This window comes from uncultured Microbacterium sp. (assembly GCF_913776565.1).
Classification (GTDB): Bacteria; Actinomycetota; Actinomycetes; order Actinomycetales; family Microbacteriaceae; genus Microbacterium.
In genome coordinates this window covers 1-8,425 of the sequence record NZ_CAJYPF010000181.1, presented here as the reverse complement: position 1 = coordinate 8,425, position 8,425 = coordinate 1, and the positions used below count along the sequence as shown (strand labels likewise).

Below are 8,425 nucleotides of genomic sequence, written 5' to 3'. Positions count from 1 at the left end.
CCGAACTGGGTGGCGAGCTCCTCGGCCAACGTCTCGTGCGCGTCGTCGGGAACGAGACCGGATGCCGTCCGCCACGCCGCGCGCGCCACCTCGGGGTGCCGGTCGCGCAGCACCGCCCGCGTGATCGCGCCGAACGCGGCGGGGTCGCCGATCTTCGACAGCGTGTGCAGCGCCTGGCTGCGCGCCTGCGGCACCTCGGACGTCACCTCGGGCAGCAGCCCCGGCACCACGCGCGCGGGGTCGTGCCGCGTCAGCGCCCACGTGAGCATGTCGCGCACGAAGAAGTCGGGCTCGACCGCGCACCGGGCGACGAGCTCGGCGACGAAGCTGTCGTCGGGCCGGGTCCCCGCGGCGAGCGCGGCCTGCAGGCGGACCGAGGCGTCGGAGTTCTCGAGGGCGGCGCGAAGGCGGTCGGAGGCGGTGGTTTCGGTCATGGTGCTTCCACCGTCGCACGCGGCGGGGCGCCGAGGGCCGTGCGAGGGCGCCTCTCAGCGATCACCCGGTGAGCGCCCCTGCTCGGATGGCGATCCGTCCCGCACCCGTGTCGGGTCGACACCGTCGCGCGAGGAGCGCGCGGGCGCTACGCGCGCGCGGCGATCCGCAGGGCCGAGCGGGCGGCCTCGGGCCCGAAGGCCGCGTCGAGGAACAGGCGCGCGGCGCCCAGGATGCCGCCCACCCGGGGATGGCGCGGCGCGGCCACCTCGAGGTTCTCGGTCGCCATGGGCAGGCAATCGGCCCACAGCTTGGATCGGATGGCGGCGATGAAGACGTCGGAGGCGCTCAACGAGCCGCCGACGACGAGTCGGTCGGGGGTGAAGAAGTTGACGATGGTGGCCAGGACTCCACCGGTCATGCTGCCCGCTTCGCGAAGCAGGCCCGTGGCGAGGGCGTCTCCGTTGCGCGCGAGGTCGATCACCGTTTCGACGTCGGTCACATCGCGGCCGGCCTCTTGGGCCGCGCGGGTGAGGGCCGATCCGCTCGCGACCGCGTCGAGGCAGCCGACGCGCCCGCACGAGCAGGGCACGGGGGCGGCGCCGGGGACGGTGACGTGGCTGATGTCACCGGCGGCTCCGCTGCGGCCCGTGTAGAGCTGTCCGCCCGCGACGACACCCGAGCCGATGCCGGATCCGGCCTTGATGAACACCTGGTTGAGGGCCTCGGCGTCGCCCCCGACGAGTTCGCCGACGGCCATGCAGTTGGCGTCGTTGCTGGCGAGCGCGGGCACCTCGAGGGCGGTGCTGAGAAGGGCGGCGACGTCGACGTCGTGCCATCCGGGCATGCGCGAGGGCGCGACCAAGCGGCCGGTCTGCGCCGAGACCGGCCCGGGCAGCGCGATCGCCGCGCCGGTCAGGGCGAGGCCGCCGGTCGCCGTCGCGAGCGCGTCGAGTTCTCGGGCGACGCGGCGCAGGACGGCATCCGGGCCCTCGGTCAGGTCCAGCGCGAGATGCCGGTGGCCGAGCGCGGTGCCGGCGTAGTCGACCAGGCCGATGGTGCTGCGCTCGACGCCGAGGTCGATGCTGGCGACCGTGCCGAGATCGCCGCGGATGGCGAGGCGGCGCGGACGACGCCCGCCGCGCGAATCGTCGGTGCCGTCTTCGACGATGACCCCGGCTGCGATCAGCGGATCCACGCGCGCCGTCACGGTCGAGGGCGAGAGGCCGGTGTGGGCGGCGAGTTCGGCCCGCGATCGCGCGGCGCCCGTGCGCAGCGGGGTCAGGACCGCGAGGGTCTGGGGGCTGAACACCGGCAGGGCGGCGGAGAGGGGCTGCACACCACTAGCTTAATCCAAACTTGGAGTATCTGTCTCGAATTATCTCTGTAACATGGCCTCGTTAGTTTGATTTCACCGAAGACGCGGAAATCACCTGCCGCGTCGGCCATCCCGATATCGCGGCGAGTCCGCGGGAAGGATCCACCCCCGTGTCGACGCCCGCGTCCCCCTCCGCACCCCTGGTCGCGGTCCGTGAGGTGCAGAAGCACTTCGGCGACCACCATGTTCTGAAAGACATCGACCTCGACGTGGCTCGCGGCGAGGTCGTCGTCATCGTCGGCCCCTCGGGCTCGGGCAAGTCGACCCTCTGCCGCTGCCTCAACCGCCTCGAGACCATCACCTCGGGCACCATCACGATCGATGGCGTGCCGCTGCCGAGCGAGGGGCGGGGGCTCGCCGACCTGCGCGCCGAGGTGGGCATGGTCTTCCAGTCCTTCAACCTGTTCGCGCACCGCACGGTGCTCGACAACGTCGCCCTCGCCCCGCGGATCGTGTCGAAGGTGCCCCTGAAGAAGGCCCGCGAAGAGGGTCTCGCCCTGCTCGATCGCGTCGGCATCGCCGACAAGGCCGACCGTTTCCCCGGCGAGCTCAGCGGAGGTCAGCAGCAGCGCGCCGCAATCGCCCGCGCGCTGGCGATGAAGCCCAAGCTCATGCTCTTCGACGAGCCGACCTCGGCCCTCGACCCCGAGATGGTCAGCGAGGTCCTCGACGTCATCACCTCGCTCGCCGAAGAGGGAATGACGATGGTCGTCGTCACGCACGAGATGGGCTTCGCCCGGCGCGCCGCCGACCGCATCGTCTTCATGGACGACGGCCGCATCGTCGAAGACACCACCCCCGAGCGGTTCTTCACCCGCGCAGAGAGCGACCGCGCGCGGGCGTTCCTGTCGAAGATCCTCGCCCACTGACATCCCCCGTCCCGATGCGGCTCGGTCCGCACGCACCCGCAAACGAAAGGCAGTACCCGTGATCTCCTCTCGCTCGATCCTTCGCCGAGGCCTCGTCCTCTTGGCGTCCGCGGCCACGGTCGCGGCGCTGTCCGCGTGCTCGTCCGGCACCGCGGCCGTCCCCGGATCCGACCCCAGCGCCTCGGCACAGGCGAGCAGCCTCGACGAGGTCTACGCGAACGCGCCCGTCGCCGACGCCGCCGCGCTCATCTCGGACTCGACGATGGCCAAGATCAAGGCCCGCGGAAAGCTGATCGTCGCCGAGGCCCTGGATGCTCCCCTGCTCTCGCAGCAGGACCCCACCAACCCCGAGGACGTGCAGGGCTTCGACGCCGACCTCGCCAAGATGCTGGCGATCTACATCCTCGGCGAGCCGAACGTCGAGATCGTCCCGCCCGCTTCCGAGACCCGCGAGGCCCTTCTCGCCAACGGCACCGTCGACGTCGTGTTCAACACGTACACGATCACCGAGAAGCGCGCCGAGCAGGTCGACTTCGCGGGCCCCTACCTCGAGTCGGGTCTGGCCGTGGCCGTGCGCAGCGACAACACCGACATCAACGGCATCGACGACCTCGGCGGCAAGACCGTCATCGTCGGGGCGAACACCCCGGCCGTCACCGCCGTGCCCGAGAAGCAGCCCACGGCGGACGTCGTCAGCTTCGGCACCGACCCGCAGGCCCTCCAGGCCCTCCAGCAGGGTCGCGGCGACGCGTATGTGCAGGACTTCACGCTGCTGGCGAGCCACGCGATCGACGACAAGAGCATCAAGGTCGTGGGTCAGCCCTTCACCAGCGAGGCCTACGGCATCGGCCTGAAGAAGGACGACGCGCAGTTCAAGTCGTTCATCAACGACTGGCTCGAGAAGATCCAGAAGGACGGCTCCTGGGCGAAGATCTGGGATGCCACGCTCGGTGAGGCGGTCGAGTCGAGCGCTCCGACTCCTCCCGCGATCGGCAGCGTCCCCGGCTCCTGAGCCCCCGACCGGCCGGCGCCCGTCCCGCACATCGCGGGCGCCGGCCTTCCGTTCCCCTTCCGCTCCCCTGAGGACCCCATGGACTTCTTCGTCTCGAGCGCCGGGCCGATCGCGCAAGCGCTCGGCACGACGATCCTGCTGGCCGTCTCGGCCGGTATCGGCTCGATCCTGCTGGGCACGCTCGTCACCGCCGCGCGCATCAGCCCGGTGCCGGTGCTGCGCTGGGCGGCCTTCGCGTACGTGCAGTTCTTCGTCAACGTCCCGCTTCTGGTGCTCCTCGTGCTGGCGGTGTTCGCCCTGCCGGATGCCGGGTTCCTGCTGCCCCTGACGCCGACGGCGATCATCGTGCTCACGCTGTACGAAGCCGCGTACGTGGCCGAGGCCGTGCGCAGCGGCGTCAATACGGTGAGCCGGGGCGAGATCGAGGCCAGCCGCGCGCTGGGCTTCTCGCTCGGTCAGACCCTGCGCGTGCTCGTCATCCCCCAGTCGCTGCGGGCCGCGGTCCAGCCGATCGGCAACGTCATGATCGCCCTGACGATGAACACCGCCCTGGCCGCCGCGGTGGGCGTCGTCGAGCTGACGAGCGCGGCCAACAAGCTCAATCTGGTCGAGGCTCAGCCCATCCTGATCTTCACCGCGGCGGGGCTCGTCTACATGGTGCTCGCGCTGGCGATCGGCCTCACGGCCGGTCGTCTCGAGAAGAAGTTGAGGATCCGCCGATGACCTCCCCCTTTTCGCTCTACGACGAGCCCGGTCCCCGCACCCGTCGCCGGATCCTCATCTGGTCGATCGTCAGCGCCCTCGTCATCCTGGGCCTGATCACCCTCGCCCTCGTGCAATTCGCGTCGAAGGGTCAGCTCGACAGCGACCGGTGGCTGCCCTTCCTCGACATCGCGATCTGGGAGTACCTCGGCGTCGGGCTGCTCGGCACCCTGCAGGCCGCTGCTCTCACCGCCGTCTTCGGTTTCGTTCTCGGCCTCGTCCTCGCTCTCGGACGACTGAGCCGGGTCCGGTGGATTAGCGGGATCTGCACCGCGTACATCGAGATCGCCCGCACGGTTCCCGTGCTGCTGCTGATCTACCTGATGCTGTTCGGCCTTCCCCAGCTCGGCCTGAATTTCCCGGTGCTCTGGAAGCTCGTCATCCCCCTGACGATCGCCAACGCCGCGGCTTTCGCCGAGATCATCCGCGCGGGTGTGCTCGCCCTGCCCCGCGGGCAGACCGAGGCGGGCCTGAGCCTGGGGATGACCCGCTGGCAGGTCGACCGCAAGGTGGTCCTGCCGCAGGCGCTGCGCTTCGTCGCCCCCTCGCTCGTGGTGCAGCTGGTCAGCCTGCTCAAGGACACCTCGCTCGGCTACATCGTCGCGTTCACCGAGCTGCTGTACCGCGGACAGGTGCTGTCGAGCTTCAACGGCCTGCTCATCCAGACCTTCGTCGTCGTGACCGTGATCTTCCTCGCTCTCAACGGCAGCCTGTCGGGGCTGGCCGCCCGCTTGCAGAAGCGCCCCGGTCGCCGCAGTCTCGCGGCGCCCGCCGCGGTGGCCCCCGCGGGCCTGCCGACGCCGAACGCCCCCGTCGACCGCTGAACCCGCCCGCTCACCCCGGCATCGAAAGAGTCACCCATGACGTCCCTTCCCCCTGTCCCGTCGCCGTTGGCCGACCTCGCCGTCGTCATCCGCTCGGGTGTCGTCGAGAGTCGCCACCTCGGGTCGATCGCCGCTCTGGCCGCCGACGGCTCCGTCGCATGGCAGTCGGGAAGCGGTCAGCAGATCCTGCCCCGCTCGACGGTCAAGCCGGTGCAGGCCCTCGCGTGCCTTCTCGCGGGCGCCGACCTCGACGGAGCCGACCTCGCCATCGCGGCGGGCAGTCACACCGGTGAGGACGTCCACGTCGACGTCGTGCGCGACCTGCTGGCCCGCGCGGGTCTCGACGAGGGTGCTCTCGCGTGTCCGGTCGACTGGCCCGAGGACGAGCCCACGCGCGAACGCCTGATCCGCGACGGCGAGCAGCGCACCCGCGTGCGCATGAACTGTTCGGGCAAGCACGCGGCGATGCTGCTGGCCTGTGCGGTCAACGGGTGGGACATCGCGTCCTATCTCGACCCCGCGCACCCCCTGCAGCGACTCGTGCGATCGACTCTCGAGCGCCTGTCGGGCGACGAGGTGGCGTACGACGCCGTCGACGGCTGCGGTGCTCCCCTGTTCAGCGTCTCTCCCCTCGGCATCGCCCGGATCTTCCGCGCCCTCGTGACGGCGGACCCCGGGACGCCGGAGCGGAGGGTGGCGGATGCCATGCGCTCCTTCCCCCGTTTCGTCGGCGGGGATCACCACGCCAACACCGACGCCATGCTGCGGGTGCCGGGGCTGCTGTCGAAGGGCGGCGCCGAGGGCGTGATCGGCATGGCCACGGCGGACGGCGCCGCGGTGTCGATGAAGATCCTCGACGGCAACCCCCGTGCGACCACGCTCGTCGCCCTTCGCGTTCTCGAGGCCCTCGGGGCGGACGTCTCCGCGGCCGGCGACCTCGTCGACCTGCCGATCCTGGGCGGCGGTGTGCCCGTCGGCTCGATCGAGGTCGGCCGCGACGTGCGCGCGTGGGTCGACGCCTCGGCAGCGAGCGCCGCACCGTGACGACCGCCGCAGACCCGGCATCCCTCGCCGTGACCTCCCCCGCGACCACGCATGCGCTCGTCGAGATCTGCGTCGATGACCTCGCGGGCGTGCTCGCCGCCGAGCGCGCGGGGGCCGATCGCGTCGAGCTCTGCGCCGACCTCGTCGAGGGCGGCACGACGCCCAGCGTCGGGATGATCGAGTCGGTCCTGGCCGCAGTCGAGCGCGTGGGCGTGCAGGTCATGGTCCGCGCGCGCGGCGGCGACTTCGTCTATTCCGACGACGAGGTGCGCGTCATGAGCGCCGATGCCCGCGCGATCGCCGCGCTGGCGCGGTCCAGCCGCGTGCCGGTGGGGATCGTCTTCGGCGCTCTCACCGCCGACGGCCGTGTCGACGAGTCGGCGCTCGAGGCGATCCGCGCCGCCGCCGGCACGGTGCCGGTGACGTTCCACAAGGCGTTCGATGACGCCGCCGACCTGTTCGCGGCGTACGAGACGCTCGCGCATCACGGGGTCGTCCGTGTGCTGACCTCGGGTGGGGCGGCCACCGCCCACGAGGGGGCCGAGGTGCTCACCGCCCTCGTCGCGCGGTCGAGTGGACGACGGATGCCGGCGGTCCTGGTCGGCGGGTCGGTCCGGGCGCACAATGTCTCGGCGCTGGTCGCGCGGACGGGCGCGCTCGAGGTGCACCTGCGCGCGCAGGTCGCATCGGGTCGGGGGCATCTCGTGACCGACGAGTCACTGGTTCGCGAGACGGTCCTGGCCGTGGCCGAGAGTCCGCGCGCGTCGCGGCCGGCCGTGGTCGCCGTCGACATCGGCGGCACCTCGGCCAAGGGCGCGCTCGTCGACACCGACGGCCATGTGCTGCGCAGTGCGCGGGTCGCGACGGGCGGGTCGGGGGCCGAGACGGTCACGCGAATCGCCGGTCTGCTGACCGATCTGATCGCGGGGGCGAGGGAGTCGGGTCGCTCGGTGGTGGGGGCGGGCGTGGTCAGCCCCGGCCTGATCGACAGCGCCACGGGTACCGTTCGCTACGCGTCGACGCTCGGGTGGACGGATCTTCCGCTCGCGCAGCTTCTTTCGGAGGCCATCGGCCTGCCGGTCGCGGTCGATCACGACGTGCGCGCGGCGGGGGCGGCCGAGCTCGCGTACGGTGCCGCCGCCGGTTCGCGCAACGTGGTGTTCGCCGCGATCGGCACGGGCGTCGCCGCGGCGATCTCGTCCGACGGGCGGGCGCTCGAGGGCGCTATCGCGGGCGCGGGCGAGCTGGGTCACATCCCGGTCGTCCCGGGCGGCGAGCTGTGCGCGTGCGGTCAGCGCGGCTGCCTCGAGGTGTACTTCTCGGGTGCGGGTCTGGCGCGGCGGTATGCGGCGGCGACCGGCGGGGGGCGCGGAGAGAGTCCGGATGCCGCGGGCGTCATCGCCCGGGTCGGCGTCGACCCGATCGCGGCCCGCGTGTGGTCCGAGGGGCTCGACGCCCTGGCTGCGGGTCTGACGACGCTGACGCTGCTCGTGGATCCCGAGGTGATCGTGCTGGGCGGGGGTGTGGCGCAGGCGGGCGAGGCGTTGCTCGGACCGTTGCGCGAGCGCGTGTCGGCGGGTCTGACGTGGCGCGAGGCCCCGCGTCTCGAGACCGCTGCGTTGGGCACGCACGCGGGCCGGATCGGTGCGGCGATGCTGGCCTTCGCGGCAGCGGGTCGATCCGAGGTGACACGGTCGTGGTCGGTTCCCGTGATCCTGACCGACCCCGCGTCCGCGGTGGCCGACGCGCACGGGTAGTCCGCTCGCGCGGCCGGGCGGCGATGATCTCCGTCAGCCCCGCCGCACCCGCCGCGCGACGAGCTTCAGCCAGCTCTCGCCCGTCGCGGCGGTCAGCGCCGCCGCCACCGCGGCGTTCACGACGACGCCGGCGCCGGGGATGAGCTTGAGAAAGCTGGTCGCCAACGCACGGCCCGCGACCTGCACACCGAACTGCGCGAGAGCGCCCGCCGACAGCATGGTCTTGACCTCGAGGTCGTAGATCGCGGCGATGCGCCCCATCATCGTCAGCTGGATCGGCGCCAGCGTGACAGCATCCGACACAGGAAGCGGAACGGATGCCGCGCCCGCTGCCGCCGCGGACGCTG

At 71.9% G+C, this 8,425-nt stretch carries 8 protein-coding genes and 1 pseudogene; 6 read left to right on the top strand and 3 right to left on the bottom strand.

The genetic code is table 11. The features are described from left to right. Both QZ433_RS10150 and QZ433_RS10145 read right to left on the bottom strand, forming a co-directional pair. Positions 1–434: HEAT repeat domain-containing protein (locus tag QZ433_RS10150; protein ID WP_295782811.1), on the bottom strand; the 434-nt coding region annotated here is incomplete at its 3' end. A gap of 146 nt (positions 435–580) precedes the next feature. Then, on the bottom strand, positions 581–1,771 hold the full coding sequence (locus QZ433_RS10145) for an ROK family transcriptional regulator (RefSeq protein WP_295782808.1): 1,191 nt from the start codon (positions 1,769–1,771) through the stop codon (positions 581–583). A gap of 149 nt (positions 1,772–1,920) precedes the next feature. Between QZ433_RS10145 and QZ433_RS10140 the strand changes: the two genes are divergently transcribed. The 6 genes from QZ433_RS10140 (at position 1,921) to QZ433_RS10115 (ending at position 8,078) form a co-directional block, all read left to right on the top strand. Then, positions 1,921–2,679 carry an amino acid ABC transporter ATP-binding protein gene (locus QZ433_RS10140; protein WP_270353156.1) on the top strand — a complete coding sequence of 253 codons (759 nt, stop codon included), beginning with the start codon at positions 1,921–1,923 and terminating at the stop codon, positions 2,677–2,679. A gap of 58 nt (positions 2,680–2,737) precedes the next feature. After that, positions 2,738–3,691 (top strand): glutamate ABC transporter substrate-binding protein, encoded by a 954-nt coding sequence (locus QZ433_RS10135; protein WP_270353155.1) that lies wholly within the window; start codon positions 2,738–2,740, stop codon positions 3,689–3,691. Between the two features lie 78 nt (positions 3,692–3,769). Further along, positions 3,770–4,414 (top strand): amino acid ABC transporter permease, encoded by a 645-nt coding sequence (locus QZ433_RS10130; RefSeq protein ID WP_270353154.1) that lies wholly within the window; start codon positions 3,770–3,772, stop codon positions 4,412–4,414. Further along, entirely contained in the window at positions 4,411–5,277 is an 867-nt protein-coding gene (locus QZ433_RS10125) for an amino acid ABC transporter permease (protein ID WP_295782801.1), read from the top strand. The genes QZ433_RS10130 and QZ433_RS10125 overlap by 4 nt, the downstream gene beginning before the upstream one ends. A gap of 36 nt (positions 5,278–5,313) precedes the next feature. Next, complete coding sequence (locus QZ433_RS10120; protein ID WP_295782798.1) at positions 5,314–6,321, top strand: asparaginase; 1,008 nt, start codon at positions 5,314–5,316, stop codon at positions 6,319–6,321. Continuing rightward, positions 6,285–8,078, top strand: coding sequence for a copper homeostasis protein CutC (locus tag QZ433_RS10115; protein WP_295782796.1), 1,794 nt, complete (start codon positions 6,285–6,287; stop codon positions 8,076–8,078). The genes QZ433_RS10120 and QZ433_RS10115 overlap by 37 nt, the downstream gene beginning before the upstream one ends. 33 nt (positions 8,079–8,111) lie before the next feature. Here the strand turns inward: QZ433_RS10115 and QZ433_RS10110 are convergent. After that, positions 8,112–8,425, bottom strand: a pseudogene (locus tag QZ433_RS10110) (GTPase); the annotation flags it as partial.